Genomic DNA, 25,552 nt, shown 5'->3' with positions numbered 1-25,552 from the left:
CAATATCAACCGGACGTTACACGTGAAACCAATCGCCGTGCGTCTGCATTTCAGTCGAAACGACTCGAGCGCCGCTACTGGATTCTCCTCATCCTGTTCCTCAGCGGCGGAGTGCTCAGTACAATCGGTCTCTTGCTCTACAATAATCCGGTTCCGTTTGATTCTCCGTCCTTTTGGCCGGTTGTCGAACGCCGAATCACCGCTGTCATCACGATGGCGATTGCAGCAATTTGCCAAAGTCTTGCGACCGTCGCCTTTCATTCGGTCACGAGCAACCGGATCATCACACCATCCTTGCTTGGTTTTGACGCTCTCTATTCGACGATCCAGACATCGATGATTTTCTTCTTCGGTGCGGGAGCACTCGTCGGCTTTACCGGCACGAGCGCCTTTTTGACACAAGTCGCGATCATGCTCGCGATGAGCCTCTTATTATACGGATGGCTCTTATCCGGAAAATACGCGAACCTGCAGCTGATGTTGCTCATCGGAATCATTCTCGGCACTGGTCTCAACTCGCTGTCGTCATTCATGCGAAAGATGCTCGCGCCGTCCGAGTTCGATATCTTACAAGCACGATTATTCGGTTCGGTCACGAATGCCGACGCGTCCTACTTCCCGATCGTCATTCCGGTCGTCCTTATCGTCGGTCTGTTGCTCTACTTCTCTGCTAGACGACTCAACGTCGTCGCGCTTGGAAAAGACGTCGCGACATCGTTCGGTGTCAATCATCGCGGCAGTGTCATCTACTTCTTGATCCTGATTTCACTCCTGATGTCAATGTCGACGGCATTGATCGGACCATTGACGTTCTTCGGTTTCTTAGTCGCGACTCTCAGTTATCAGGTCGCTGCGACGTACGATCACAAATACGTTTTCCCGATGGCATTCGCAATTGGTTTCTTCGTTTTAACAAGTGCTTATTTCTTCATGTATCACATTTTCAACACGCCAAGCGTCGTTTCCGTCATCATCGAACTGTTCGGCGGTCTGATTTTCCTTATCGTGTTGCTTAGAAAGAGGTCCCTATGATATCACTCGAACAAGTAAAAAAATCGTATACGGACGACGTCCGGATCGGTCCAATTGATCTATCGATTCCAAAAGGCGGATTCACGGCATTGATTGGTCCAAACGGTGCCGGCAAGTCGACAACGTTGATGATGATCGGCCGGTTGCTTGATCTCGATGCTGGGCAGATTGAAGTCGCTGGCATGGATGTGACAAGTAGCAAATCGAAAGACTTAGCGAAGATCATCACCATCTTACGACAGGAAAATCATTTCGTGACCCGGCTGACGGTCCGGCAGCTCGTCGGCTTCGGACGTTTCCCCTACTCACAAGGTCGCTTGACGGCTGACGATGAGACAATCATCTCGAAATACATCGATTTTCTCGAGTTGACGTCGCTTGAGAACCGCTATCTCGATGAATTATCGGGTGGTCAGCGGCAACGGGCGTATGTCGCGATGGTACTCTGTCAGGAAACGGAATATATTCTACTCGACGAACCCCTCAATAACCTTGATATCGCCCGCTCAGTCCAAATGATGGGTTATCTACGACACGTCGCCGATACGTTCGGACGGACGATCATCACTGTCTTGCACGATATCAATTTTGCTGCGAAATATGCCGATCACATCTGTGCGATGAAGGACGGACAAATTGCCGCTTTCGGAACGGTCGCCGAAGTCATGGATGAAGCGCTGTTATCCGAGATCTTCGAGACACGACTTGAGATCATCGAAGGTCCATACGGTCCGATTGCTGTGTATTGATACTTATATAGAAATGAGGAATGAACGATGCAGATCGATTGGCTACCACTAGTACAGGTAACGCAAGAAGGCGAACACACCTATACGTTTCATTTGAAACGCCCAGATGGTTTCGTTTGGGAGGAAGGCGCCCATACGCATATGGCGCTAGAAGGGTTTAATGCAGGCGAAAAGCCGAACCGCAGTCTGATTCGGCATATGTCGATCTCGACGCTCCCACATGAAGGAACGATCGGCATCACGACACGGATCAAACCGGAATGTTCCGTCTTTAAGGAGACACTTCGGCAGCTGAAACTAGGTGAGAAGATTGCTTTGTTTAAGACGCATTCGAACATTCCACTACGCCGGGAACATCGTTCGGTGTACTTACTGTCAGCAGGCGTCGGTCTGGCAACGTTTCGTCCGATCATCCTGCAACATCAGGCTGATAGAAATGGCATTCCGCACATGCACTCGTTAAATGTCGACTCGGCGCGCACTGAACTATTCAAAACTCAGCTTCCTTCGCACGAGCAGTTTAGCCCCGCTTTTGTCGAGAGTCGCTCCGCTTACTACGATGCTGTCAAAGCGATGACAGCGGACAAGGAAGGGTTGTTCTACATCGTTGGTAGTGATGAATTTCTCCGAGACACGATTGACGTGTTGCAGACCGCTAACATTCCGGCAGCACAGATCATGATTGATAAACGTCAGGACCAGCGAGATACGTTTTTAGCATAAGGTACCAATGATTAGACTTCAGCATTGACTGGAGTCTTTTTGTTTTCTCAAAATAAAGAATTGGTATGTTATCTGTAAATATTTGTTATGATAAGTGCATCAACTGACTTTCGGAGGGTTGCTTATGAATTTTGTATTTGATCTCGACGGCACAATCTGTTTTAAAGGAGAACCGATGTCTCAAGACATCGTACAAGCGCTTCATGCAGTCGAGAACGACGGGCACCGTGTGATTTTTGCTTCAGCACGTCCTATCCGTGACATGCTACCTGTCATTCATCCTTCATTCCATGATCATATCTTAATCGGCGGAAACGGATCGTTGGTCGCATCGGAACAAACAATCGTTCAGTCCAAATCGTTCGACGATCGTGAGCTTTCTTTTATCACAGAATTACTCGACAAGCACAAAGCCACATATTTAATCGATAGTGATTGGGATTATACATATAATGGACCGCAAGACCATCCTATCCTGAACAATCTAGATCCGGCTAAGACGGCACAAAATGTTCCGCTAGCTCACCATGATCGAATCATAAAAATCCTCATTTTGAGTGCCAACAATCTGAAATCCTTAGAAAACGAGCTACTTCGAATGGATGTCGTTGTTCATTATCATGGATCGGAACAAGTATTGGACATTAGTCCGACCACCATCAATAAACGGACTGCTTTACAATCACTTGGGATCGAGAGCGAGGGGTACATTGCTTTTGGGAATGACGCGAATGATATCGAGCTATTCAAAGGAGCACAGTATGCGGTCATGATCGGAAGCCATAAATCACTCCGTTTTTACGCAGATCACACCATTGACTCCACCAGTCCTTTAGAATCTCACATAGTCGAACAAATCAGGCATCTAAGCCAAAAATACGTCTATTCCACGTCGTATTCCTAAATAACGCCTGGTGAAATTTTCGGATCAATAGTTAAATCTCTATCAATAGTTACTCATCCAAAGAGGAATACGATGGGTAAGAATAATCCGCCCATCAGGAGCATCCCTAATACGACAACGAGACTCGATTTGAAAACCGACAGAGTTTGTTCTTCTAGTGGCTTAAATCGTTTTACGGGAATGAGCATGGTCAATGAAGCAACGACTAATGCAAGCGGCTCAAGAATCGTTCGGCTCACTGAAAAGAAAATATCGATCATTAAAAAAACATTTAATACAAAGAAAAATCCCAATAAGCGAATGATCATTGCTTTATTCATATGTACTCCTTCTTCAACTATGTACGTCATAGTAGATACAATTTTCTATTAAACCATTATAATTTCTTCTTTGATTATAGAACAGCTCAGAATAATTTTGGAAACGCATTCAAATAACTGGTGATTTGGTATCGTTGTAAGTCATACTGACAGTAGATATTAGAAAAGGAGTGTTGAAGATGGAATACAAAAAAGGACTCGAAGGCGTCATTGCCGCTGAAACACAAATCGGTTTAGTCGATGGAACGTTAGGTCACCTTATCTATCGCGGACACTGGGCAAAGGAACTCGCATTATCCTATTCATTCGAAGAAGTGGCGTATTTCATCTGGAATGGTGAATTCCCGACTGAATCGGAACTTTTGACATTCAAAGAACAGATGACGAGTTATCGCGAACTTCCTTCTTACGTTAAAACGATTCTCGATACATTGCCGAACGAGATGGATGTCATGAGTACGATGCGAACAGCAATCTCGGCACTTGGTACACCCGCTTTCGCTTGGCCACCGACAATTGATCAAGCGATGCACGTAACAGCACTCTTACCAACAATCATTGCCTATAAATATCAAAAAAATCAAGGTGCTGACTTCATCGAACCGAATCCGGAACTCGATCACGTCGCGAATTACATCTATATGATCAAAGGACAATTGCCGAGTGAAGTCGAGATCAAAGCACTGACGGCGTATCTGATCCTAACGATTGAACACGGCATGAATGCTTCAACGTTCGCTTCTCGTGTCGTCGTCTCGACGGAATCGGAAATGATTTCTGGCGTCTGTGCCGCGATCGGATCCATGAAAGGACCGCTTCATGGTGGTGCTCCGTCAGAAGTCATTGAGATGATTGATGAGATCGGAACAATCGACAACATCGAACCGTGGATCCGGAACAAGTTAGAGAAAGGCGAAAAACTGATGGGCTTTGGTCACCGCGTCTACAAAACACGCGATCCGCGTTCAGAAGCCTTAAAAGTCGTCTCAAAGAATCTCGCACAAGAGAGCGATTGGTTCAACCTGATTACACAAATGGAGCAAACAGCGATCGATTTACTCGAGGAATACAAACCGGGTAGAAAACTGTATACGAATGTTGAATTCTTCGCGGCAGCCGTCTTAAAAGGACTCGACATTCCGAAAGAACTGTTCACACCGACGTTCACCTCTAGCCGTATCATCGGCTGGACGGCACACATCCTCGAACAATCGCAAGACAACCGGATCTTCAGACCTCAATCGTCATACACAGGACAGATGCCGGAACAAGCAGCTAAGTTTTGATGAATCATTGATTGGAGGACCTCTTTTGGCGAAAAGTGATCACCTATTAGCAATTCTTTGGATGCTACAATCCGGAAAAAAAGTAACGGCTCAATACATCTCCGAACAACTTGAGATGAACATCCGGACCGTCTATCGATATATTGATACGCTTTCCGCAAGTGGAGTTCCGATTGTTGCCGAAGCAGGTCATCATGGCGGATACAGCTTATTACCTCAATTTATAGAAGCACCTTTATTCTTCGATGCTGAAGAGCAGCAGTCTTTATATCACGCTGCTCTTTTTGCAGAAGAAGCCGGTTACTATGGTAATACAGCTTTAAATCGCGCGATTAAAAAAATAAAACAGCACGCTTTAAAACCATCGACAAGTGCTCCGCTCTTGGATGTAATTCCCTATCAACCCGAAATGTCGTCGAGAGCCGAAATCCTGTTACGAGAAATCGATCAAGCCATTCGCAGTCGAACAACAATACATATTCAATACTGTCGCGCGAACAATGAAGATGTTCAATCACGTGACATCAATCCTTTTAGATTAACTTATTGGAAACACGCTTGGTACGTCACTGCATTCTGTCAGTTAAGAGAAGAAATCCGCCATTTTAAAATCAATCGTATAAACAGCTTTAAATTGTTGTTGAATCAATTCGATATTCCAGATGATTTCGATGTTCAGTCTTCTTTTATGACCGATTTACTACCAAATCCAAGAGAAACTCAAGGTGAACTAATCCTCTCCGGTGACACCTCTACTATTGATTCAATTTGCCAACACTGGTACTTTAAGCACTGTTTAATCGAACAAAATCAAAACCGTGCTGTTTTTATGATTGAGACGAGCGTTTTAGACGAACAAGTCCCGAGTCTCCTTATTGCTTATGGAACATCGATACAAGTCGTTTCTCCTGTTGAAATCAAAAGTAAAATCATTGATCGATTACACGAATTGATCGCTTCGCATCAATGATTTATTTTCACTGACAGTAGTTGTCAGGATAACTTTTCTATACTAAATGTATCTCATATAGTAAAGGAAGCGGTTATCTTGACTCACACTGTCTATTTATATGTATTCGATTCAATTTCAGATTGGGAATACGGTTACGTGATGCCAGAGTTACATTCACGAAGATATTTCAAAACAGATGCTCCTCCATTCAATGTCGTTACAGTAGGACCAACGCTACACCCCATCACGACTATGGGCGGATTACGTATTTTACCGGATATCGCCGTTTCACAATTAGAGATGACTTCAAAGGATGCATTAATTCTTCCCGGTGGACAGACATGGCAAGAGTCTCTTCATGACCCTCTACTGAATAAAGTAGGAAACGCGCTGAGTAATGGAACAATCATCGCTGCGATTTGCGGTGCGACTGAAGGGTTAGCAAAGAGTGGATTCTTAAATCTGCGACTCCATACAAGTAACGATTTGTCTTACTTACAATCCGTTTGCTCGAATTATTCCGGAGAATCTTTTTATCAACATACTCCAGTTGTCCGTGATGATTCGTTAATCACAGCGTCAGGAATGGCAGCATTAGAGTTTGCTTATGAGACGATTCGTGCACTCGATGTATTCACACCTGAAACGTTAGAAGCATGGTATGGTCTTCATAAGACGAATGAAGCGAAATATTTTTTTGACCTCATGGTTGCAACGTCTATTAATTATTGAACTCCCACTCCTAATTAAGAATATTCCATTATTAATATAGTTTATCTTTATAAACAAAAAAAGGCTTGATGAAAATTTACGAACATTCATCAAGTCTTTTTTTGTCTCACAGCTTTTAACTAACTGTTAAAATACTTTTTAAACTTTACGTAATCATCGTTTATTAATTTAAAAATCCGATCGGAAGATAAATAGAATAAAAGAAAAGTCGTAATTAATAACGAATTAATACTAAAATCTTGTGAATTATTAATACTCACTACTGAATTCTTTAAATCCTCATACCAAGCAGTCGTTCCAAGAACAAATATGATTAAGTAACTAATCATTTTTTTCTGGGTAGTATATATATCATTCTCATTAGTACTTTCAAGTGGGTTAATTATATTATTGTAAATGTAGTTTTCTAAAACGAACCTGTTTGAATACAAACTTAATAGAATAACAAATCCAATCAATACACCTAAATTAAAATCCGGAAAAAAATTTATAGTTATACTCAGAGTGAATATGACAGATAGTATAAGACTAGATACAACAATAAAAAAAGAAAACATTGTATGTTCTATAAAAAAAGTAAACGTTGATTAAGATAATTTTTGCGGATAGAATTATTGTCATTTATCGGATTATCCATCTTGTTCTGGATAATTAAAACGTTATCTAAAAAAAGAACTAAAAATAATTCTAATGCTAAAAAAATTAATCCACAGAGTTGAAAATATAAATTATTAGTTATAATTGATTGGATAAAAAGAAATACTACTAAAAACAATAGTGATAGAAAAATTATTAAAATTAGGTAGCTTAAAACTCCACCTTTTTTTATTGTAAGAAATTTTTTGGACTTCCCCTTCTTTAATCCTTTATTTTGATTAAATCTGCTGTTAGATATTGTGTTTGAAATTTTTAATCCCGTCTTAATACCAATTACTGAAATAAGCCATGAGAGTGAATGAAGAATGCAAATAGATACTATTACTGAAATAATAATTAACAACACACTACTCCTCTGAATTTAGTAAATTTTAAAATCTATAATTCCCACTTCACACCCTGCCGCTTCTACATCCGGACTACACGCATACGGTCCAATCTTCAAATCGGTCACGTCATGTAAGTGTGCGATCCGGAGTTGCTCTTTGTGCTCTCCTGTTACGTGATACAACGTGACATCTTGATTGAGATAGTGGAGTTCAAAGACAAGCGGTGCATCAAACAGCGTATTGTCGACATCCCGACACGACCAGTCCGAGTACCCGAAGCTCGTCACGACGGCACCCAGATGCGATGGACCATCCGGAATGAACTCAGCCGACACCTTCACCCAGTGATCGTCGTTCACATAAAGCAAAATCCCCGCCTGATCATATGTCGCATTCGGATTTAACTTTACTTCAATCCGGCACTTGAACTCCCCTTCCGGAGCATCCTGCAACAGTGCATGCCTCGTCAGACGGTTGAACTGATAATGAGTATTGCGCCAAAAATCCGTATCCGGATCCGTCATGAAGCGTAATGGTGTTTCCTGTTCGATACGTGTCGGTGGATTTAACCAACTTGTATTCTTCATCGAATTCTCCCCTTTTTAATCATTGATGATCTATTGAACCTTTATTTTAGCGACGCATCGATCCCTTTTACCATTCCGTTCACTAGCTTTTTTTGATAACTGTCAGATGCTAATTTTTGATCTTCTGTTGGATTTGACATGAAGCCCATTTCAATCAACACAACAGGTGTCTTCGACCAATTGAAACCCGTCAAATCTTTTCGTGGAACAAGTCCAGTTCCGTAACTCTTTTTCGCCTTCGTCGATTCAATCAAGTGCTTCAACATGATGGTTGCTTGTTTTTTACTCGTCTTATTGATCGCCTTTGTCACTTGATCATCTGGATATAAGACGGAAATTCCTTCTACCTTTCGATCCGTGCTTCCATCTGCATGAATCCGAACGGTTAAGACAGCTTTCTTCGCATTACAATATTTTGCACGCTCTGCATTGCTGATGTTGACGTCATGTGTCGTACGCGTCATATGTACCTGGTATCCCTTTTTCACTAATGCAGCTTTTAGTTTCAACCCGACTTGTAAATTCAGTTTATACTCCGGAATTTTCGTCTTTACTCCGCTCGTCCCCGCGCTCACTTTCACTTTCATGACCTTCGAGCGTGGAGCGACCGGTTCTTTTGCTAAGTTTTGCTTTTTTTGATGACCCGGATCAATACAAATCGTTTCCTTCTTTGACGTCGATTTCGCCTGTCCATTGAGCGGCGTCGCACTTCCAATCAATAGACTTAACATGATGAGTAAACCAATCCGTTTCACTTTTCATCACACTCCATACCATCCATTTTGCAAAACTTTTTACCGTCCTCTTAACTTTCGTAACTTTCGATAGCCACGAATGAGCATATCGAGCATACAATCCCTCCTATTTTCTATGAACCCTTAGACTACTTTACGAAGTCGTTGCATATCCTTATTCAATGCTGATCGTTTCAAACGTCTATTCTGTATTAAGTATTGCACATCTGACCGGTTATCGTACATAAGTTGGATATGGAAATAATTGATATATTCAAGAATCGCGAATACATATAATAACAAGGCAAGTTGTGTTCCGGAGACCGGAAGCTCAGATCGGAAACGCATCCAATCGATTCCGAACGCACACGCTGTCAGGACGATCAAAGCCAGATTGATGACACGACAGTGACGTAATCGTCGGACGACGGGTACCGGGGTGACTGACGTTCCTTCCTTCTTCAGACGCCTTGACTTGCTGTACCAATACCAAGCTCCTTGAATCAACAACAGCTCAAACAAAAACAGTGACATCCAAAATGCACTGAGTTCAAATAACTGCAGTCGTGGAAAGACACGATTACCAAACCAACTCAGCGGTAAAATCGTGACGACCGTGAACAGCTCCCCTCGGTACAGATAGGCGAGTCGTTCCGCAACGAGTTGCTTCATGGCGTCACCCATTCGATGCGAAACTTACTTCCTGGACCAAGCCGTGCGATCAATGGTTGATCTGCCTCGATCACGCGTCCGAGGACGTTGACTCGCTCATCTGCCGACAAATTACGTTTCGTGATTTGAACCTCGCCCGCGTATCGTCCGTATTTTTCATTATCGATCGTGATCGTTCCAAGCGGACGGGCAGACGGATCTTGCGGGGTCAAATCAATCGACGATGGCTTCATTCGCGACTCGACGGACCGAATGACATCCCGCGCAGGATCAAACCGATTCGTTTCCGTATCTCGTTGTACCTGTCGTCCGTTCGCCACGGCTCGGAGGATGATGATGCCGTCTTGCTCTGCTTCGAATTGCCGAATCGTCGCCTCCGTCAATCGTGGATCCCCAACAAGAATTCGATCAACGGTCGCTTTTAAATCGATGTAACTGGCGAACGGTGCCGCATGCCGGTGTTCTTCAAGTGTCGGTAACGTCTCAAACAACGGTCCACGAAGTGTCCCGTCACCCGGTATGAACGCTTGAACTCGTAATCCTTGCGCCTGCAACCAGGCATTCTTTTCGTCGAACCATGTCCGGTCGAGTCCCGTTTCCGGTCGCGGATAAAAATTATGCCACGCTTCCGTTCGATCGATTCGCAGCCCGTGTGCCTTCATCTCCGTCAATTCATCTGCTGTTAACGTACTGGCGTTCAGTGCGACCATCATCTGATTGGATAACGTCGCGATTTGCTGCGGACTGATGCCGTAATCAAGACGGAGTCCGGTTACACCCCAGTCCGTTAACGTCGCTGCCGTCTCCCATGTCTTGCCGAGCGTCGCGAGTGACGCCGGTGCGATGTCCGCTACGAGTTCGAATCCAAGCTCACGTGCTATGCGACCGAGTGCTTGCAAGCGTTCGACGTACAGTGAGGAATCGTCCTCGGGAATATGTAGTGATGTAAAGAGCGACGTAAAGCCAACAGCATGCATCCGCTGTAGCCACTCGCTCGTCTCGTCTGTAATCGGTTCACTTAAATAGATTGATAATCCTTTCATCCACTCACTCCTTCCTTTCTCTACTTAGGGAAAAAGCAGCTGATTCCTTCTTTTTCGAAGGATTCAACTGCTTTTCAATACCTTAAATACCGTCTGCCATCTCTTCTTTGAAACCGAACCAATACGTGAACAGGAATCCTGCCGCGTACGAAATGACGAGACCACCGATGTACGTCAAGTACATCCCGTTGTCGATCAACGGTGTCAATGATAAACCGGATACGCCGACTCCAAGCGCCGTCGTCTTCATCGTTGCTTGGAAGGCACCACCGACTGCTGCGCCGAGACATGCCGTTACGAACGGGCGACCGAGCGGCAACGTAACACCGTATAATAACGGTTCACCGATTCCGAGGAATCCGACCGGAATCGCACCTTTAATGATGTTACGCAGGCGCGGATTGCGAGTCTTGACGAAAATCGCCATTGCCGCCCCGACTTGACCCGCTCCTGCCATTGCAAGAATCGGTAAGAGTGGCGTGTTGCCAATCGTATTCAAGAACTCGAGATGGATCGGTGTCAGTCCATGATGGAGACCGACCATAACGAGTGGTAAGAAGAAGCCGGCCAGTACTGCCCCGGCAAGTGGTCCACCGACCTCAAGCACGGCATTGATTGCTTTCATGATTCCGTCAGACAACAGTCCGGCAATTGGCATGATCGCATAGAGTGAGGCGAATCCGACGATCAACACCGTCAACAGTGGCGTAAAGATGATATCAATCGATGCTAGCATGAAGCGACGGATATGCTTCTCAAGATATGTCATCAACCAAGCCGCGAAGATGACTCCAAACAAGCCACCCCTGCCCGCAACAAGCGGTTCACCATAAATCGTGATGTCCGCAAGTACCGGGTTGAATAAAATCCCACCAGCGATTGCTCCGAGCACCGGCGTCCCACCGAATTCCTTCGCCGTATTCCACCCGACAAGGATCGCAAGATATAAAAAGACCGTCCCACCGATCAGTAGTAAAATCTGCATCCATGTCTGCGTTTCGTCGACACCCGCATTCTTCGCGAAGTTCGCCCCCCCGTTGATGATACCGGAAGCAACAAGACCCGGAATGAGCGGGATGAAGATATTCCCGATCCGGCGTAAGAAACGCTTGAACGGTGATTGTTGTTTTGCTTTCACTTTTTGCCGCTCGACAGCTGCTCGTTCTTCTGGTGTTAAATTCGGATCCACGGACTCTTCCCCGATCGCGAGTCCTGTTTCACGACTTAAGTGATCGGCTACCCGATTGACTGTTCCCGGTCCAACGACAATCTGTAACGTCTCGTCATCGATGACCCCCATGACCCCATCAATCCGCTTTAAGGCGTCGATATTTGCTTGCGTTGGATCTTTTAACGATAAGCGAACCCGCGTCATGCAGTGCGCGAGCTGCCGGAGATTATCTTTTCCACCGACGTGCTCGAGTATCGCGTGTGCCAGCACTTCTTCCTTCTTCATCGTGTTTCCCCCTTAGAGTGCGTCACGGACGAATCCGTTTGCTTGCTGTAATCGTTCGATGGCTTCCGCATGCGGAACATTTGCGAGAATCATGACGATCGCCGTCTTGACGTGCCCGTGTGCCTCCCCGAAGACACGCTCCGCCGTTATGGCATCAACTCCTGTCGCCTCACGGATCATCCGCTTCGCCCGGATCTCCAGTTTTTCGTTCGTCGACTGAACGTCGACCATCAGATTTTGATAGACCTTACCGACACCGATCATCGCCGCCGTCGAAATCATGTTCAAGACGAGCTTTTGCGCCGTTCCAGCCTTTAATCGAGTTGACCCCGTCAAGACTTCCGGACCCGTTTCGACTTCAATCGCATAGCGCGCGTGCCCACTGATGACCGCATCCGTATTACAAGAAATCGCAGCTGTCACCGCTCCGACTTCCTTCGCATAATCAAGCCCGCCAATGACATACGGTGTCCGACCGCTTGCAGCGATCCCGATGACCGTATCACGTGCTTCTAACTGGAGCGCTCTCAAATCATCGACGGCAAGCGTCCGACTATCCTCTGCTCCCTCGACCGCTTTGATTAACGCGCGTTCGCCACCAGCAATCAATCCGACGACCATGTCTGGTGAAACTCCGAACGTCGGCACACATTCTGCCGCATCGAGAATCCCGAGCCGCCCGCTCGTACCGGCACCGATGTAAATCAAGCGTCCTCCGTTTTTGAATGACGCAATGACGTATTTGACGACTTCCGCGATGACGGGAATTTGTTCCCGAATGACCGTCGCGACCGTTTGATCCTCAGCGTTCATCACCCGTAAGACATCTTCGACTGTCATCTCATCGAGTTGCATCGTCTGTTCATTCCGACGTTCCGTTGCTAATTGATCTAACATCTGCTTCACCCTTTCTCTTCCCTCCCTTTATTATACAATTAAGAAATTTTAATTCAATATTATTTATTTAAATTTGAAATAAAATTTCGATATATAAAAATAAGGTTTTGTCCTTCTTTTTCAGGCTTGGTCCCTTGATTTCCTGCTTGTTGTAATTTCCTCATTCACAAAGTCCAGTAACGCAGACATTCGCTCCCGTCCAATCGTCGCGACGAGTAACGGGATGCGTGGTCCGTAGGATTGATTGATCGTCAGTTGATAGAGTAGCGTCGCATAGTGTTTCTGCAGGCGAAGTGTTTCCTTTTTTTCAGCTTGCCGTGTCAAACGGTAGAAGGCAGCAAGGACGTCTTCATCCGTTCGGAGAGCAGCGACGAATTGTCGGATCCAGTCCTGTTCCGTTTCCGTCAGTTGCGCATGTAGTTCACGATTCGGAACAGTACTGATTTGAAGTTCACGTTCCGGACACCACTGCGTAACGAAAGTACGGGCACGTGCAATCTGTTCAGGCGGAACGCTCGCGCAAAACACATTTTCAATCAAATCAGTGTCAAAACCAACCATCGGACCAATCATCGTCAACTGCGTAAACGAAACGAGATGAGCAGTTCCACGATGACTCCAACGCAGACTTTGCTGAATGTCTTCGGATTGACGCGATGAGTGTGCGACAAATCGCTCGAACTCACTGTAATTGCGTAACACATCTTCATCTAGCCCGATATGAAACGCGTGATTCGGACGATGTTTCGCAAATAAGAACAGAAGAATGCTCGGTGGATAGACGGCGAGTAGATCTTGCGGAGTCAAGACACCACCGCTTGAACTCGACATTTTTTTCGACTCCCCTTTTAGACGAATGAATTCATACGGGAGATAGAGCGGTGTCGGCTGTTGGAAAATTTCTTGCGCAATCCGGGACGAAACCGTGTAACTTCCGTTTGCTGCTGAATGATCTTTTCCACCCGGCTCGAAATCGACGCCTTCATGCGCCCAGCGCATCGCCCAGTCGACTTTCCAATTCAATTTCATCCGGTGTTCCGTCCGCATATCGACCGTTGCCATATGACCACATCGACAGCTGTAATGGTACGTGGCTTCAGCTTCATCGAACGAATCGATGGTAGTCGCGTCGGTTCCACAAGCAGCACAATAGACGGTCGCCGGGTAAAACGCTGCTCGCTCAGCATCGGATCCTGCCGCTGTCTTATGGTCGATCAAGATGTCATAAATCGCGTGACGATGGCGAAACGCGTGGATGATTTGTTCAGCATAAATGCCAGACGTATAGGCTTCGTGTTGATAACGGTAGCCTGGTGTGATCTCGAATGCTGCCAGCATGGTTTCGAATTGCTGTTCAAAGTACGTCGCGTAACTCATGTCGGATCGATCCGGTGCCGGAACGGCACTATAAGGCATCCCGATATATCGAGTAAATGCTTGATCGACATCCGCAGGCACTTTCCGGAAGCGATCGTAATCGTCCCACGAAAACAGGAAGCGGACCTCTTTGCCGAGGTCTTGCAGTGCACGCGCGACGAAGTACGTCGTGACGACTTCCCGAAAATTGCCGATATGAACGGGACCCGATGGACTGATCCCGGCAGCACAGACGTATGTCTCTTTATCTGGCTGACGTTCGATAATGGTTCTTGCAGTGTGTTCTGCCCAATGCATTATGATTCCTCCAGTAGTAGACAAAAAGCTGATTTTCGCCCGTTAGTTGCCTAAAGGACGAGAATCAGCTTCCCGTGGTACCACCTTTGTTCGTCCGCCTGTCACCAGACGAACCTTCACATGTACAATCATACATGCTCTCGATAATGGGAGAACCCATCGTAGCATCATCCATATCGGAATCCGTACGAAGCTCGGAGGCTTTTTTCAGAGAGAAACCCGGTCATCCGCTCTCACCATCTCGGACTCGCTTGGCACCGTCAATTTCTTCCTACTCTTCTCGTCATCGCCTTGATTATGTAATTTTGATTAGCATACAGATTCATCCAGTTCGTTGTCAATTCTTTTTTGAAAGATTTGTTTATACAATCAATTCGAGTTTCGACAGTACCGATCATCGAATTCGAACACTTATTGTATCATTCCCATCCTGGAAGTGGGCGTGGCGGCTCCTCGACAAAGGCACGATATCCATCGAATCGTAGTCCTTGACGTTGCGGATTATGGTTGCGGATCAAGGGATCACCCGTCTCGTCCTCATTCTGCCAAAATCGGTGTTCCGTTTGAAAGACCATGATCGACGCATACTGGAATCGCTCTGCCATTAGATATTCCCGTACCGATTGCACAACTTTCTCAAAGCGCGAATCTGAGTCGTAGCTTGAGCCAAGGCGTTCTTGTTCTTGTTTTCCCTCGAAAATCTTAACTGAGAAACAAGCATTTTTCTTCGCCATCGGATACTCGATTTCAACGCGAACCGAGTCGACGAAGCGAATGGGTCGTGGTTTGTTCACTTCCTCTTCAGAATTGTGATTCTCTACATAATAATCATTTGTTGCAATCGAGAAGTCCTTGAACTCCCAGAACATATCCCCTTGCGCAATGATCGCATACTCGAGGAACGTGCCGAAGTTCTGTCCAATCGGGTCAGTCTCCTCTGTCGATAACTCATGAAACATCCAGTGCATATACGGTGTCTCATCTGTTTTCGCATCTTCCGTCTGAATCAAGACATATCCTTCGTTTATTTCGCCAATCATCAAGAAGTGATCATAGTCTTCATGGATCAGGTCGTCCTCTTTAGCTTGGATTGTCATTTCAATGACTTTATCAAGTGGATAGAGTTCGATACCGAGACCTTGAATCATGAACAACTCCGCTCCATCATGTAAACGAAGGAATGTCTTATATTCACTTGGTAACGTTAGTTTGAACTGTTTTTCAAATGACTGAATCGCCTGTTCCGTCACCGGATCATTTAAATTGAATTGAGCGACTCCTGTATCGTATCGCCGCTGAATGAAGGTCGACCCGTGATTGTTTTTTTGTGATAAGACGTCAAGTACCGCTTCGATTTGGTTCATTTCTTTCATGGGTCCCATCCTTATCATTTTCGTATTCGTGAATGATACGACTTCACCCTATATACCATACCATTTTTTCAATTATTTGGTGTATTCCTTCCTACTCGTTCTGTGGTATTCTCGTTCTAATATCATTTTAAAAAATTGCACTCGAAGAGGTGACCCATGTCTAAATCATCATCGATGTTGCTCATATTACTTGCTGCAATCTTTTGGGGCACGACGGGGACTTCGCAAGCCTTTGCGCCAGAAGATGCACATCCGATCGCAATTGGTGCCGTACGCCTTGCCGTCGGCGGACTATTCTTACTCTGTCTCGTTCTCTTCAAAGGAACACTCACGTTACGCGACTGGCCGTTGCGGACGATTTTACTCGCTGCCGTCAGCATGGCGGCTTACCAACCGCTGTTCTTCTCCGCTGTATTGATGACCGGTGTCGCCGTCGGTACCGTCGTCGCAATCGGTAGCGCACCAATCTTTTCCGGGTGTATCGAGTGGCTGTTCCTAAAGAAACGTCCAGCGCTGCTATGGTGGGCATCGACCGGACTATCGATCACCGGCTGTCTGTTGCTATTGAACAATCAAGGAACGGTTGCGATTGATCCAATCGGAATCGTCCTTGCACTCGGTGCCGGACTATCGTTTGCCGGGTATACGTTCGTCAGTCGAAACCTCGTCAAGACACACGCACCGCTGTCAGTCGTTGCCGTCATTTTCACGACGAGCGCCTTACTGTTGTCACCTCTGCTCTTCTTATTCGATCTCTCCTGGTTGTTCACGTCACGTGGTGCCGGAATCATCCTCCATCTCGGCGTCGTTGCGACCGGAATCGCTTACTGGTTATTCGCGAAAGGACTATCGAACGTACCATCGTCGACTGCCGTCACGCTCTCGCTCGGTGAGCCGCTGACTGCCGCCTTGCTTGGTGTGTTCGTCCTCGGTGAAGAATTAAGTGGTACGGCTTGGTTCGGAATCTCGTTATTATTACTCGGAATCGCCTTATTGATCGGTTCGTCTCGCCTAGCAGCGCGCCAAACTGTTTTGACAGAACAACGACAAACTCGGACTGGAGGCTAAATCATGCAAGACATCACGCTTGAGAAACTACAATTTCGCGAAGATTATCATATCGGACTCGATCAGTTCTTGATGGATGTCGCAAATGGTAACCGATTGATCTTTCATTTTCGCGGGCATACGGAGGAGACGATGGTCATCGTCGGCGACTACAGCTGTAATTACTTCCGATTGACCTTCGAGGCGGATGCGATTCTGCTTCGTTCACCGGACCTCTATGAACTAAAAGAAGATGTCGAGATCAACCCGATTCCACTTCTGACGCTGACCGATTCAAAGCTGCTGACGTTCGCACGTGAAATGATGAATCTCGATCCTACAAAAGACTGGGTTCATTACTGGCTTCGGGCGTTCGAGCAGGATTTTCATGTCTTGTCCCCCCGTCCACCGGTTCTGACCGATCTCGGGCATAAGCGCAGCGATGCGATTGTCAAGCATTCCTTTGATTCGTTCATCGTTGAATGACATAAAAAAAGCCCTACCTCGCCAAAGGTAGGGTATTCGTTCGTCCCGCCCAACGACTCGCGCCGGACGGTTACTTGGATTATAGATACAAAGATAAGGTTTTTTCAACCAACTGGACGGAATCGACCGGACTGAACCGCTGTACGACACGTCCTTGGCGATCGATTAAAAACTTCGTATAGTTCCATTTAATCTTTGACGACAGCAGACCGGAGCGTTCGCGTTTTAGGAATGTATAAAGCGGATGTTCATTTGGTCCATTGACGTCGATTTTCTGAAACATCGGAAACGTCACGCCATAGTTCAGCTGACAGAACTGCATCGTCTCTTCCTGACTCGCGAACTCCTGCTGATTGAATTGATCGCACGGAAAGCCAAGCACCGTGACTCCTTGCTCGTCATATTTATTGTACAATGCCTGTAGTTCGCCAAGTTGTTTGACGAGCCCACATTTGCTTGCCGTGTTGACGATCACGAGGACACGCCCCGCATAGTCACCTAATGAAACAGTCTCGCCTGCTGCGTTTTGTACGGTTGCATCGTATACGGTTTGCATGTTTCCCAGCTCCTTTGCCCCGAGTATAAGACAAAACGCGCACCCTGTCGTTTTCAGGCATGCGCGTAATGCTTTACCAGATCGTCTCTTCTTTGTCGCTCAGTTTGATGACGAACGGTAGGATCAAGACGAACAAGAGACTGACGTATCCGAGCGATAAGTAATGTTGCGAGTCTTTTGAAATGTATTGCTTTACGCCGCAGTTCGGACACGCTTTACCATGTTTCGCAAATCCGACAGCAAGCACTTCTTTCGTTTTGAACTTGTATTGGCAATTCGTACAACGTACCATCTGATCATCTCCTTCTTCCTTATCTACTGGTGGAATCAGGAAAAAGTTTCATGAAATTGAAGGTAAACGACATCTTACCTCATGGATTCTTCCCGGTCGCTCAACCGGATCAGAAACGGCAAGAACAGGACGAACAAGAGACTGATATTCCCGAGTGAGAGATAAAATTGTGACTTTCGGGACATGTATTGTTTCACGCCACAGTTCGGGCACGTCTTGCCTTTCCCATGTATCGCAACACTGACAGCGAGTACTTCTTTTGTGTTGAACTTATACTGACAATTCGTACAGCGTGCCATGACATCATCTCCTTCTCATTACATACGTTTCCTCTTATCATTTACGTTTCAGTCGAATAAGCGTGTGACCAATGATAGGGTTGAAGCTCTTGGAGTGATTTAAACAGAATGGTTTGTTCAGAGTTCGTCACTGCCGCTAGGACGTCCGGTCCAAAATAATTCAATCGTTCCTGACAGACTCCACACGGCGTCAAAATTTTAAAAGATGCTTGTTCGTCATCCCGAACGACACACATCGTATGCGTGATGCGGCAATTGAGTTTGTGTGCCTCAAGAATCGCTCCGGTTTCTATGCATAACTCGGTCGAAGCGTTCAATACTTCTGGCGCCACGCTCGTCAAGATTTGACCGTCATCGGTCGCCATCGCTGCTGCCCCACCCCATCCATTCGGATATCTGCTATTGATCAAATTCGTCGCTGCCTCGAATAATCGTTGTTCGATTGTCATGATATCACTCCTATCGATAAACGCATTTTCAAAAATTCATAGCTTCCACCGTTCGTCGTCTGTTGGAACCGTTCGACTGGAAGGAAGCCACTTTTCGTATACAAGCGAATCGCCCGCTCGTTGAATGTCGCGACAGCTAATTCAATGTGTTTAGGTGTATACTGGTCCCTAACGAACGCAAGACCGGCTTCTAAAAATGCCGTACCATTTCCTCGTCCCGTTAAGTCCGGTCGCATGCCGAGACCGACGTCAACAACGTCTGCGCTTGGTTCGAATACATAATAACCAATCAATTCTTCCCGATCCAACACAGCAAAATAATGTTCCGTCCGCTTTGCTGGATCGAGAAATTCTGCTAAATCTTCTTCGTCATTCGGCATATCATAAAATGCAAACGCCCCGTCATATTGCCACTCGTAGGCAATCTGTTCCGCCTGTCGTTGCGTCAGCGGTGAAAATGTATAGCTCATCAGGATTCAGCTCCTCTTCGGTTCGTCAACGCGATCGATTTTTTCGGTAGTCTAACAGTAGCGGCAATACATTTAATCCGATCGAGATGAACGTCAATACCCACAGTGCCCGCTCCATGCCCGGTACGACGTCTTGTAACGCTGCCCAGTCCTCCCGCGCCACGAATTCTGCGACAAGTCGGTATTCCGCGCACAGCGTCAGTGCCGTAAAACTTAGTCCGAGCACCATCAGAAAACGATACTCCTTACCGATCAAATAAAAGATGATATTCAGTGCAGTAAAACCAATCGCTATTAAACCCAGTATGATCCACATCGAATCGTCTCCTCTCACCTCTCCTTTTTACTATATTTGGAATCCATTAATCGGTATATCCGCCTGGAGGTGGATTTTCTGTCCGCTCAGCGAAATAGCGCTCGAGCAATCGATGATGGAGTAATGTTTCGACCAAACGTACGGTTTCGAGCGTCGCCGCAAAATCAACCTGTTCAAAATCCGTATGCTCATGCAGATAACCGACGGATAGGTTAACGGACGGAATAGCTCGTAACGCGAATAGTTTCGCATCACTGCTCCCCCCGTACCGTGTCGTTCGCCAATCTGGCATATCACTCAACAGACCGGCTTGCTCAAAACATGAGCCAAAAGCCTCCTTACAAAAATCAAACTCGCCATAACAGCCCGTAACGATGTCGCGTGTACCGCAGCGATCAAAGACGATTGCTGCGTCAACGTCCTTTAAAAAGGACGCGTCCATCGCTTCCGCACCGCGACAACCAATCTCTTCTTCGACTGAAAAAGCGAGCTTGATCGTTCCGCGGAAGTCAGTCGCTGGGATGCGTTCCATGAGTTCAAGAATCGCAGCGATTCCCGCTCGATCATCTGCCCCAAGAATCCCGTTTGAACTCGTTAAGATTGTTCCTTCCTGAAACAGCGTCCGGTACGAATCGATACGTTCGACGGTATCGAGATGTGCCGATAATAAAATGACCGGTCCTTCCCCTTGATGGTAGGTCACGAGCAGGTTCCCTTTTTCATCGATAACAGAATCGTCAGCAAATCGGCGGACTGCCTGTTGTACGCGACTGCGAATCATCTGCTCCCTTCTGCTTTGTCCAGGAATAGCGAGCCATTTTAGCAGACGCTTTCTGAAGCGTTGCAACTCCAGCTCTTGTATCATCGACGCGTCTTGTTTGATGCGGTATAAGACTTCCGCTAAATCCAGCAACAGCGAACGTTGGTCTCTCACTTCAAGTTGAATCCACCGACTCTGTAAGGACACAGTCAACCCTGGAACCGTATCTGCCGCTAAACGAAGCAGATATCGTTGCTGGTTCGTCAGCAGATCCTGCGTATAAACCCGAGCAGCTCGTTTACCGTGACCGTCACAACAGGAACTTGTCAAAATCCCAAGTTCGTTCATCATACGAACGATGCCTCGGACATACCCGTCAAACAGATGATAGGGTAACGCCTGTCTTCTTGGATCAAACAATGCTTCCATCCCATGATCGTCAAGTGGTGCATAGCGATGTTTTGCTTCTTCGATCCAATCGAGAATCTCTTCATCTGTCGCTTCTTGTTGACCCGCTCGTTGCACGACATCTTGTACACAAGCTGACCATGTTGGTTCTTTGATGACTTCCCCACTTAAAATGCCATATCGGATCCATTTGGTTTCGTTTTTCATCTCACATCGACTCCTTTAATGTTGATACCTATAGAGTAGCAACACCGCTGTGACAGCTTGTCACACACGTTGGTCCGCCCTATGATGAAAGAAAAGAGACAGAAAGGATGACCGGAATGATAACGAGTTATGCACGAGCGCAAGAACTCCAGCGCGCCATTCGGGAAACGACGGATCGAGATGAAAGAAGACAATTGGAAGACGAACTAACGAATCTGTATGTCCGCCAAGCGGAGTACTCGAAATTTTCGGAGACGCCGGATTATAGCGCAGCGCGTCGAGCATTGAAGTTGGCAATCCGCCTTCGTCCGAACCACCCACTTGCGAATTACCGTCTCGGCTATATTCTTTATGTCAAACGCCAGTATGCGGAAGCGATACGTCACTTCAGCCGAGCGCTCGACGGTACGGTTGACGCTACTTTGAGCGACATCCAGACGACGCTGACGCATATGTTCGTCGTCAACTGCAGCATCTACCTGGCTCGCGAATCACTTGCTGAACTCGAATACCGAGAACACGAGGAGCATCCGGATGAAGCGGCACGACTCAACAAATACCGAAACGAATTACTCGTTGAAGATGAGCACCTGTTCGATCGTCTTTACTATCGAAAACTCCAAGACGGAACGGAGACATTGATCAATGAACGTTCGTTTCAGGAATATCAAGCTGACGGTCAAGAAGTGGTCTTACGAAGCAGTTCAGAGGGAACCTTCGTCGAGTGGAAAAATCAAACTATCTTACTGAATCCGAACGGTTTCTTGACACTCTTCGTTATCATCACGAACACGACGTCGACGTATCCTGCGCTAGCCGATCGATTGACGGAATTGAGTGGTCAAGCGATAACGTACGATCATGTCCGTCAGCTTCTCCGTCATTTACGAAGTGACCTATTTTTCTTCCAGGACATCGTCCAAACGACACCGCTTCGCATGAATGATGGCACACGAATGAATGGCTTTTCTGTCGCTGATGGTGTGAAGGTGACGATCTTATGTCGAGCGGATCATTTGTTAAACTAGAAAGACAAATGGATATCATTTGTAAATGAGTGTTTCGAGCGCTATACTCTTACTTTCGCATCCGCTGCTTAGGAGGAGATTACGAATGGAATCGCTGAAGGAGTCATATGTAAAGCTTGATGGGTACGTCGTCGTCAAAAAAGATGGTGGCCATGTACCACACGAGGAATTTCTCGTCGAATTCACCAGCTGGCTAGAGACAAAAGGTCGTGGCTGGACAGGACTTTCTACTCAAGTCGATCAAGACGGCAACGCCATCGACAATATCAAATAACTACATACCTCAAAAAGACCGGTCGAAGGAGCATTCCTTTGACCGGTCTTTCGATTGCTACTCCATGAAATTGATTCTTACTCCGAATGATTTGTTTATCTCGATTTTTCTTTACTTTCAGATGATAGATGCCGTCTCCATATCCAGAATCGGTCATGATACCCGCTCGAAACAAATGGACGTCCTGTTGACCGAAAAAGAGTTCCTCGGCTAGTTCCTCCTCACGAAACGCAACATCATCACCAATCAGTACAAATCCCGAATCAATCGCAATCTCATGCGAGCGCGTCCATCTGCCCGTCGGCTGTTCAATCAAGAGGTTGAACAGTTGCACATATCGGATGCTCTCCACGCTGAATGCGAGGATGGCTAAGTAATCTTGCAGTGGTTGTTCTAACACGACCTCGACGGCATTAAAATTAGCGTCCGCTTCAATCGAAATCGACAACGGGTTCGGGACAAGCACGATGTCGTTCGCGATTAATGCCACTTTCGCACTTACCTTACCTCGGCTTCGGTAATCTTTTCGAGCGTCAGCATTCTTTCCTTTTAGACGACGAGCACCGAGGTACTACCAGGTGTCGGATCAGCTCAGAAGACTTTCGCCTTCGTGATGCCCACCGCCTCAAGCGCACACGCTTCATAAGCTCCGAGGTTGATTGCGTCTTCGATCGGGTTGAAGAAGATGCCGAGATCACTCGATGTTGCTGTGCTCGATGCCTTTACGGGAATCGGGTAATCCAAGCCCGGTTATTCCTTACTTTTGGTCAACAAAAAAGACAGCTTGTTTGCGGTCTTTTCGACAATAGAGACGTGAGAAGCGATGAGATTCTTGATTTTACTTGGCAATTTTTATCAGCCTATTCCGGTAAAGAGATAAAATGCTTGATATCTCTTAGTCAACTGCTTATACTCGACGCAGAAAAATTAGAGAGGAGGAATTCGAATGCCTAAGAAAATAGGAAATAAACGACCGCTTATGGAAGATTGGTATTGCGAAAAATGTGATAAAACAGTTGGGGTACTGTATGAAAAATCCTCATCTCAAGAAGGCGAGCGCACGGATTACTATTGTTTCCCGGAGAAACATTATTTAAAGTCCGAACTCGACCGAACTAAAAAGCAACGTCCACGTCCTTAATCAAATTGATTAATGACATCCTGTCGAAGAGTCTTTTTCTCTTCTAGCGTCAAACCTAAGATGTTCTTATTTACGACCGGAACCGTCTTGTAATGGCAGTTGACGCGTTGCTTAGCCGACAATGATATATCTCGAGGATACTCGCCAGCTAACTTTCAACATCAAAGAACTCATTCAGCCCCTTCTGCGTACCGCTCAGTGCATGCGACAGACGGGACTAATTCTTGCGCCCTCCGCTGTGTAATCACTCGATACCAATGACAGCGGGTGATTGCCGGTAGGCTTCATCGTCCCCGACAATGGCAGCCGTGAGCGTCTCCATGATGCCGATGCGACGTTGACGATGGATACGTACGCTCACGTATTGCACACTTTACAATCGGATACGGCGACGCAATTCGAACAGCTTTTGAAACGCAAAAAAACCGCTCAACAGAGCGGTTCGTGAGGAAATTCCCGCTTTTCACATCAAGTGTGCAAAAAGTGTGCAATGGGTTTTCTGTAAGTGCTAGAAATGGCTTAAGCCTGCGGACGTTTCCGACGCAAACCATAATATTGATAGAACTGAACTTCGATGTTCCCATTGTACAGCTTCCGGCGTTTCGTCGCTGGGCGACCGTACGCTTTTTCGAACTCAACATACGACGTGATCATATAGACGCTGTAGTATGGGAATTCTTTATACGCCGTACCAATCTTGCGGTACAACTGATGGACTTCACGTGCGTCTTCCAAACGTTCCCCGTACGGCGGGTTCCCGATGATGACACCGAAGTCTTCCTTCGGTTTGAAGTCTGCTGCGTCGCGTTGCATGACGTTGATTGCATCGCGGACGTCTGCGAGTTCTGCGTTCGTTTTCGCGAGCTTGACCATCTCTGGATCGACATCGCTTGCGTAAATCTTCAATGGTTTGTCCCATTCGGCTTTTTCGTTCGCTTCGTTGATTGCATCGAACCACGCCTTCTTCGGAATGCATTTCCATTCCTGCGAGACGAACTCCCGGTTGATCCCTGGTGCGATATTACGCCCGATCATCGCTGCTTCGATTGCAAGCGTACCTGAACCAGTGAAGACGTCGTAGAGCGGCATGTCCGGCTTCCAGTTCGTCAGCATCAGCATCGCTGCTGCCATCGTTTCTTTGAGTGGGGCTGCTGAGTGGAACTCACGGTAGCCACGTTTGTGCAACGCATCGCCAGACGTATCGATCGTTAATGTTGCGATGTCTTTTAACAAAGCAACTTCAATCGGATAGCTCGCACCTGTCTTCGGTAACCATTCCGTCCCTTTGTTGTACTGTTCTTGCATGTGCGAGACGATCGCTTTCTCGGTGATCTTCTGACAGTCACGGATCGAGAACAGCTTCGACTTGACCGAACGACCGTTGACGATGAAGTTCGCATCCCACGGCATCAATTCGTGCCACGGTAGTGCCTTGACTTGATCGAACAATTTTTCGAATGTCGTCGCGCGGAACTCGGCAACGACGAGTTTGATCCGGTCCGCTGTCCGAAGCCACATGTTCAAACGAGGAATGTCCTCCATCTCACAATCGATGTAGACCTTTCCGTCCTCGACCGTACATTCATATCCTAACGCACGGACTTCTTTTGCGACGAGCGCTTCGATTCCCATCGCCGCTGTCGCGATGACTAAGCGTTTTGCCATATCGCGTTCACTCCTTTATTATTTCTTCCACTGA

The 25,552-nt window shown here is 46.5% G+C and carries 30 protein-coding genes and 1 pseudogene; 12 read left to right on the top strand and 19 right to left on the bottom strand.

Annotated features, from left to right (window positions below; all coding sequences use genetic code 11):
* Positions 1 to 4 precede the first annotated feature (4 nt).
* The 4 genes and pseudogenes from P401_RS0104575 (at position 5) to P401_RS0104560 (ending at position 3,408) form a co-directional block, all read left to right on the top strand.
* A pseudogene (locus P401_RS0104575) lies at positions 5 to 1,032 on the top strand (iron chelate uptake ABC transporter family permease subunit).
* Positions 1,029 to 1,781, top strand: a complete 753-nt coding sequence (locus P401_RS0104570; RefSeq protein ID WP_029341425.1) for an iron ABC transporter ATP-binding protein — start codon at positions 1,029 to 1,031, stop codon at positions 1,779 to 1,781. Before P401_RS0104575 ends, P401_RS0104570 begins: the two are co-directional and overlap by 4 nt.
* A gap of 27 nt (positions 1,782 to 1,808) precedes the next feature.
* Positions 1,809 to 2,504 carry a hypothetical protein gene (locus P401_RS0104565; protein ID WP_029341424.1) on the top strand — a complete coding sequence of 232 codons (696 nt, stop codon included), beginning with the start codon at positions 1,809 to 1,811 and terminating at the stop codon, positions 2,502 to 2,504.
* 124 nt (positions 2,505 to 2,628) lie between these two features.
* Positions 2,629 to 3,408 (top strand): HAD-IIB family hydrolase, encoded by a 780-nt coding sequence (locus P401_RS0104560; RefSeq protein WP_029341423.1) that lies wholly within the window; start codon positions 2,629 to 2,631, stop codon positions 3,406 to 3,408.
* Positions 3,409 to 3,461: 53 nt separating this feature from the next.
* Here P401_RS0104560 and P401_RS0104555 read toward each other — a convergent pair whose 3' ends face one another.
* On the bottom strand, positions 3,462 to 3,728 hold the full coding sequence (locus tag P401_RS0104555; protein ID WP_029341422.1) for a hypothetical protein: 267 nt from the start codon (positions 3,726 to 3,728) through the stop codon (positions 3,462 to 3,464).
* Between the two features lie 179 nt (positions 3,729 to 3,907).
* Here P401_RS0104555 and P401_RS0104550 point away from each other — a divergent pair, with 179 nt between their 5' ends.
* The 3 genes from P401_RS0104550 to P401_RS0104540 all read left to right on the top strand — a co-directional run bounded on the left by P401_RS0104550 (position 3,908) and on the right by P401_RS0104540 (position 6,698).
* Positions 3,908 to 5,014 carry a citrate synthase/methylcitrate synthase gene (locus P401_RS0104550; RefSeq protein WP_029341421.1) on the top strand — a complete coding sequence of 369 codons (1,107 nt, stop codon included), beginning with the start codon at positions 3,908 to 3,910 and terminating at the stop codon, positions 5,012 to 5,014.
* Positions 5,015 to 5,039: 25 nt separating this feature from the next.
* Positions 5,040 to 5,984: a helix-turn-helix transcriptional regulator gene (locus tag P401_RS0104545; RefSeq protein ID WP_029341420.1), complete on the top strand. Its 945-nt coding sequence runs from the start codon at positions 5,040 to 5,042 to the stop codon at positions 5,982 to 5,984.
* Between the two features lie 75 nt (positions 5,985 to 6,059).
* Positions 6,060 to 6,698 carry a type 1 glutamine amidotransferase family protein gene (locus tag P401_RS0104540; protein WP_029341419.1) on the top strand — a complete coding sequence of 213 codons (639 nt, stop codon included), beginning with the start codon at positions 6,060 to 6,062 and terminating at the stop codon, positions 6,696 to 6,698.
* A gap of 1,018 nt (positions 6,699 to 7,716) precedes the next feature.
* Here P401_RS0104540 and P401_RS0104530 read toward each other — a convergent pair.
* From P401_RS0104530 to P401_RS0104495, 8 genes are all read right to left on the bottom strand, one after another.
* On the bottom strand, positions 7,717 to 8,271 hold the full coding sequence (locus P401_RS0104530) for a DUF1349 domain-containing protein (protein WP_029341417.1): 555 nt from the start codon (positions 8,269 to 8,271) through the stop codon (positions 7,717 to 7,719).
* A gap of 41 nt (positions 8,272 to 8,312) precedes the next feature.
* On the bottom strand, positions 8,313 to 9,026 hold the full coding sequence (locus tag P401_RS0104525; protein WP_029341416.1) for an N-acetylmuramoyl-L-alanine amidase: 714 nt from the start codon (positions 9,024 to 9,026) through the stop codon (positions 8,313 to 8,315).
* A gap of 123 nt (positions 9,027 to 9,149) precedes the next feature.
* On the bottom strand, positions 9,150 to 9,677 hold the full coding sequence (locus P401_RS0104520) for a hypothetical protein (RefSeq protein ID WP_029341415.1): 528 nt from the start codon (positions 9,675 to 9,677) through the stop codon (positions 9,150 to 9,152).
* On the bottom strand, positions 9,674 to 10,720 hold the full coding sequence (locus tag P401_RS0104515) for a DUF871 domain-containing protein (protein ID WP_029341414.1): 1,047 nt from the start codon (positions 10,718 to 10,720) through the stop codon (positions 9,674 to 9,676). Before P401_RS0104515 ends, P401_RS0104520 begins: the two co-directional genes overlap by 4 nt.
* A gap of 82 nt (positions 10,721 to 10,802) precedes the next feature.
* Positions 10,803 to 12,176 (bottom strand): PTS transporter subunit EIIC, encoded by a 1,374-nt coding sequence (locus tag P401_RS0104510; protein WP_029341413.1) that lies wholly within the window; start codon positions 12,174 to 12,176, stop codon positions 10,803 to 10,805.
* A 12-nt stretch (positions 12,177 to 12,188) separates the two neighbouring features.
* Positions 12,189 to 13,073 (bottom strand): N-acetylmuramic acid 6-phosphate etherase, encoded by an 885-nt coding sequence (gene murQ / locus P401_RS0104505; protein ID WP_029341412.1) that lies wholly within the window; start codon positions 13,071 to 13,073, stop codon positions 12,189 to 12,191.
* Between the two features lie 120 nt (positions 13,074 to 13,193).
* Positions 13,194 to 14,747, bottom strand: a complete 1,554-nt coding sequence (lysS, locus tag P401_RS0104500) for a lysine--tRNA ligase (protein ID WP_051656243.1) — start codon at positions 14,745 to 14,747, stop codon at positions 13,194 to 13,196.
* Between the two features lie 419 nt (positions 14,748 to 15,166).
* Complete coding sequence (locus P401_RS0104495; RefSeq protein ID WP_236627068.1) at positions 15,167 to 16,120, bottom strand: SMI1/KNR4 family protein; 954 nt, start codon at positions 16,118 to 16,120, stop codon at positions 15,167 to 15,169.
* A 156-nt stretch (positions 16,121 to 16,276) separates the two neighbouring features.
* Between P401_RS0104495 and P401_RS0104490 the strand changes: the two genes are divergently transcribed.
* Together P401_RS0104490 and P401_RS0104485 are read left to right on the top strand one after the other, a co-directional pair.
* A complete protein-coding gene (locus P401_RS0104490) occupies positions 16,277 to 17,188 on the top strand; it encodes an EamA family transporter (RefSeq protein ID WP_029341409.1) in 912 nt (303 codons plus the stop codon).
* Positions 17,189 to 17,191: 3 nt separating this feature from the next.
* Positions 17,192 to 17,653 (top strand): hypothetical protein, encoded by a 462-nt coding sequence (locus tag P401_RS0104485; RefSeq protein WP_029341408.1) that lies wholly within the window; start codon positions 17,192 to 17,194, stop codon positions 17,651 to 17,653.
* Positions 17,654 to 17,732: 79 nt separating this feature from the next.
* Here the strand turns inward: P401_RS0104485 and P401_RS0104480 are convergent, their stop codons facing one another.
* The 7 genes from P401_RS0104480 to P401_RS0104450 all read right to left on the bottom strand — a co-directional run bounded on the left by P401_RS0104480 (position 17,733) and on the right by P401_RS0104450 (position 21,410).
* Positions 17,733 to 18,209 carry a glutathione peroxidase gene (locus P401_RS0104480; protein ID WP_029341407.1) on the bottom strand — a complete coding sequence of 159 codons (477 nt, stop codon included), beginning with the start codon at positions 18,207 to 18,209 and terminating at the stop codon, positions 17,733 to 17,735.
* Between the two features lie 73 nt (positions 18,210 to 18,282).
* Positions 18,283 to 18,501, bottom strand: coding sequence for a hypothetical protein (locus tag P401_RS0104475; RefSeq protein ID WP_029341406.1), 219 nt, complete (start codon positions 18,499 to 18,501; stop codon positions 18,283 to 18,285).
* Positions 18,502 to 18,575: 74 nt separating this feature from the next.
* A complete protein-coding gene (locus tag P401_RS18250; protein ID WP_081834695.1) occupies positions 18,576 to 18,800 on the bottom strand; it encodes a hypothetical protein in 225 nt (74 codons plus the stop codon).
* A gap of 41 nt (positions 18,801 to 18,841) precedes the next feature.
* The gene (locus P401_RS0104465; protein ID WP_029341405.1) at positions 18,842 to 19,249 is read right to left on the bottom strand and encodes a cytidine deaminase; all 408 of its coding nucleotides are present in this window, start codon (positions 19,247 to 19,249) and stop codon (positions 18,842 to 18,844) included.
* A complete protein-coding gene (locus tag P401_RS0104460) occupies positions 19,246 to 19,719 on the bottom strand; it encodes a GNAT family N-acetyltransferase (protein ID WP_029341404.1) in 474 nt (157 codons plus the stop codon). The genes P401_RS0104465 and P401_RS0104460 overlap by 4 nt, the downstream gene beginning before the upstream one ends.
* A gap of 25 nt (positions 19,720 to 19,744) precedes the next feature.
* On the bottom strand, positions 19,745 to 20,035 hold the full coding sequence (locus P401_RS0104455; protein WP_029341403.1) for a hypothetical protein: 291 nt from the start codon (positions 20,033 to 20,035) through the stop codon (positions 19,745 to 19,747).
* Positions 20,036 to 20,081: 46 nt separating this feature from the next.
* A complete protein-coding gene (locus P401_RS0104450) occupies positions 20,082 to 21,410 on the bottom strand; it encodes a M20/M25/M40 family metallo-hydrolase (protein ID WP_051656242.1) in 1,329 nt (442 codons plus the stop codon).
* Positions 21,411 to 21,526: 116 nt separating this feature from the next.
* On the opposite strand from P401_RS0104450, the gene P401_RS18020 reads away from it, so the two are divergent.
* Both P401_RS18020 and P401_RS0104440 read left to right on the top strand, forming a co-directional pair.
* Positions 21,527 to 22,438 carry a tol-pal system YbgF family protein gene (locus P401_RS18020; protein WP_160171443.1) on the top strand — a complete coding sequence of 304 codons (912 nt, stop codon included), beginning with the start codon at positions 21,527 to 21,529 and terminating at the stop codon, positions 22,436 to 22,438.
* 85 nt (positions 22,439 to 22,523) lie between these two features.
* On the top strand, positions 22,524 to 22,712 hold the full coding sequence (locus P401_RS0104440; protein WP_029341400.1) for a hypothetical protein: 189 nt from the start codon (positions 22,524 to 22,526) through the stop codon (positions 22,710 to 22,712).
* Here P401_RS0104440 and P401_RS0104435 read toward each other — a convergent pair.
* Both P401_RS0104435 and P401_RS18500 read right to left on the bottom strand, forming a co-directional pair.
* The gene (locus tag P401_RS0104435; RefSeq protein WP_029341399.1) at positions 22,705 to 23,202 is read right to left on the bottom strand and encodes a hypothetical protein; all 498 of its coding nucleotides are present in this window, start codon (positions 23,200 to 23,202) and stop codon (positions 22,705 to 22,707) included. The genes P401_RS0104440 and P401_RS0104435 overlap by 8 nt on opposite strands.
* 101 nt (positions 23,203 to 23,303) lie before the next feature.
* On the bottom strand, positions 23,304 to 23,456 hold the full coding sequence (locus tag P401_RS18500) for a hypothetical protein (RefSeq protein WP_158513334.1): 153 nt from the start codon (positions 23,454 to 23,456) through the stop codon (positions 23,304 to 23,306).
* 202 nt (positions 23,457 to 23,658) lie between these two features.
* On the opposite strand from P401_RS18500, the gene P401_RS0104425 reads away from it, so the two are divergent.
* A complete protein-coding gene (locus P401_RS0104425) occupies positions 23,659 to 23,853 on the top strand; it encodes a hypothetical protein (protein WP_029341398.1) in 195 nt (64 codons plus the stop codon).
* Positions 23,854 to 24,372: 519 nt separating this feature from the next.
* Here P401_RS0104425 and P401_RS0104415 read toward each other — a convergent pair.
* Positions 24,373 to 25,518 (bottom strand): THUMP domain-containing class I SAM-dependent RNA methyltransferase, encoded by a 1,146-nt coding sequence (locus P401_RS0104415; protein WP_029341397.1) that lies wholly within the window; start codon positions 25,516 to 25,518, stop codon positions 24,373 to 24,375.
* Positions 25,519 to 25,552 lie beyond the last annotated feature (34 nt).

The organism is Exiguobacterium acetylicum DSM 20416 (genome assembly GCF_000702605.1).
GTDB lineage: Bacteria > Bacillota > Bacilli > Exiguobacteriales > Exiguobacteriaceae > Exiguobacterium_A > Exiguobacterium_A acetylicum.
Note: the sequence above shows the minus strand (reverse complement) of the source record. Positions and strands in the feature narration are given on the sequence as shown.

What these genes read in the sequence shown, in the direction of transcription:
- P401_RS18020 (WP_160171443.1), top strand. Translation starts at nt 21,527, where the DNA reads ATGATAACGAGTTATGCACGAGCGCAAGAACTCCAGCGCGCCATTCGG.
- P401_RS0104415 (WP_029341397.1), bottom strand. Translation starts at nt 25,518, where the DNA reads ATGGCAAAACGCTTAGTCATCGCGACAGCGGCGATGGGAATCGAAGCG.
- P401_RS0104520 (WP_029341415.1), bottom strand. Translation starts at nt 9,677, where the DNA reads ATGAAGCAACTCGTTGCGGAACGACTCGCCTATCTGTACCGAGGGGAG.
- P401_RS0104550 (WP_029341421.1), top strand. Translation starts at nt 3,908, where the DNA reads ATGGAATACAAAAAAGGACTCGAAGGCGTCATTGCCGCTGAAACACAA.
- P401_RS0104455 (WP_029341403.1), bottom strand. Translation starts at nt 20,035, where the DNA reads ATGTGGATCATACTGGGTTTAATAGCGATTGGTTTTACTGCACTGAAT.
- P401_RS0104555 (WP_029341422.1), bottom strand. Translation starts at nt 3,728, where the DNA reads ATGAATAAAGCAATGATCATTCGCTTATTGGGATTTTTCTTTGTATTA.
- P401_RS0104480 (WP_029341407.1), bottom strand. Translation starts at nt 18,209, where the DNA reads ATGCAAACCGTATACGATGCAACCGTACAAAACGCAGCAGGCGAGACT.
- P401_RS0104510 (WP_029341413.1), bottom strand. Translation starts at nt 12,176, where the DNA reads ATGAAGAAGGAAGAAGTGCTGGCACACGCGATACTCGAGCACGTCGGT.
- P401_RS0104515 (WP_029341414.1), bottom strand. Translation starts at nt 10,720, where the DNA reads ATGAAAGGATTATCAATCTATTTAAGTGAACCGATTACAGACGAGACG.
- P401_RS0104490 (WP_029341409.1), top strand. Translation starts at nt 16,277, where the DNA reads ATGTCTAAATCATCATCGATGTTGCTCATATTACTTGCTGCAATCTTT.
- P401_RS0104560 (WP_029341423.1), top strand. Translation starts at nt 2,629, where the DNA reads ATGAATTTTGTATTTGATCTCGACGGCACAATCTGTTTTAAAGGAGAA.
- P401_RS0104570 (WP_029341425.1), top strand. Translation starts at nt 1,029, where the DNA reads ATGATATCACTCGAACAAGTAAAAAAATCGTATACGGACGACGTCCGG.
- murQ (WP_029341412.1), bottom strand. Translation starts at nt 13,073, where the DNA reads ATGTTAGATCAATTAGCAACGGAACGTCGGAATGAACAGACGATGCAA.
- P401_RS0104485 (WP_029341408.1), top strand. Translation starts at nt 17,192, where the DNA reads ATGCAAGACATCACGCTTGAGAAACTACAATTTCGCGAAGATTATCAT.
- P401_RS0104475 (WP_029341406.1), bottom strand. Translation starts at nt 18,501, where the DNA reads ATGGTACGTTGTACGAATTGCCAATACAAGTTCAAAACGAAAGAAGTG.
- P401_RS0104495 (WP_236627068.1), bottom strand. Translation starts at nt 16,120, where the DNA reads ATGAAAGAAATGAACCAAATCGAAGCGGTACTTGACGTCTTATCACAA.
- P401_RS0104565 (WP_029341424.1), top strand. Translation starts at nt 1,809, where the DNA reads ATGCAGATCGATTGGCTACCACTAGTACAGGTAACGCAAGAAGGCGAA.
- lysS (WP_051656243.1), bottom strand. Translation starts at nt 14,747, where the DNA reads ATGCATTGGGCAGAACACACTGCAAGAACCATTATCGAACGTCAGCCA.
- P401_RS0104425 (WP_029341398.1), top strand. Translation starts at nt 23,659, where the DNA reads ATGCCTAAGAAAATAGGAAATAAACGACCGCTTATGGAAGATTGGTAT.
- P401_RS0104530 (WP_029341417.1), bottom strand. Translation starts at nt 8,271, where the DNA reads ATGAAGAATACAAGTTGGTTAAATCCACCGACACGTATCGAACAGGAA.
- P401_RS0104460 (WP_029341404.1), bottom strand. Translation starts at nt 19,719, where the DNA reads ATGAGCTATACATTTTCACCGCTGACGCAACGACAGGCGGAACAGATT.
- P401_RS0104450 (WP_051656242.1), bottom strand. Translation starts at nt 21,410, where the DNA reads ATGAAAAACGAAACCAAATGGATCCGATATGGCATTTTAAGTGGGGAA.
- P401_RS0104465 (WP_029341405.1), bottom strand. Translation starts at nt 19,249, where the DNA reads ATGACAATCGAACAACGATTATTCGAGGCAGCGACGAATTTGATCAAT.
- P401_RS18250 (WP_081834695.1), bottom strand. Translation starts at nt 18,800, where the DNA reads ATGGCACGCTGTACGAATTGTCAGTATAAGTTCAACACAAAAGAAGTA.
- P401_RS0104440 (WP_029341400.1), top strand. Translation starts at nt 22,524, where the DNA reads ATGGAATCGCTGAAGGAGTCATATGTAAAGCTTGATGGGTACGTCGTC.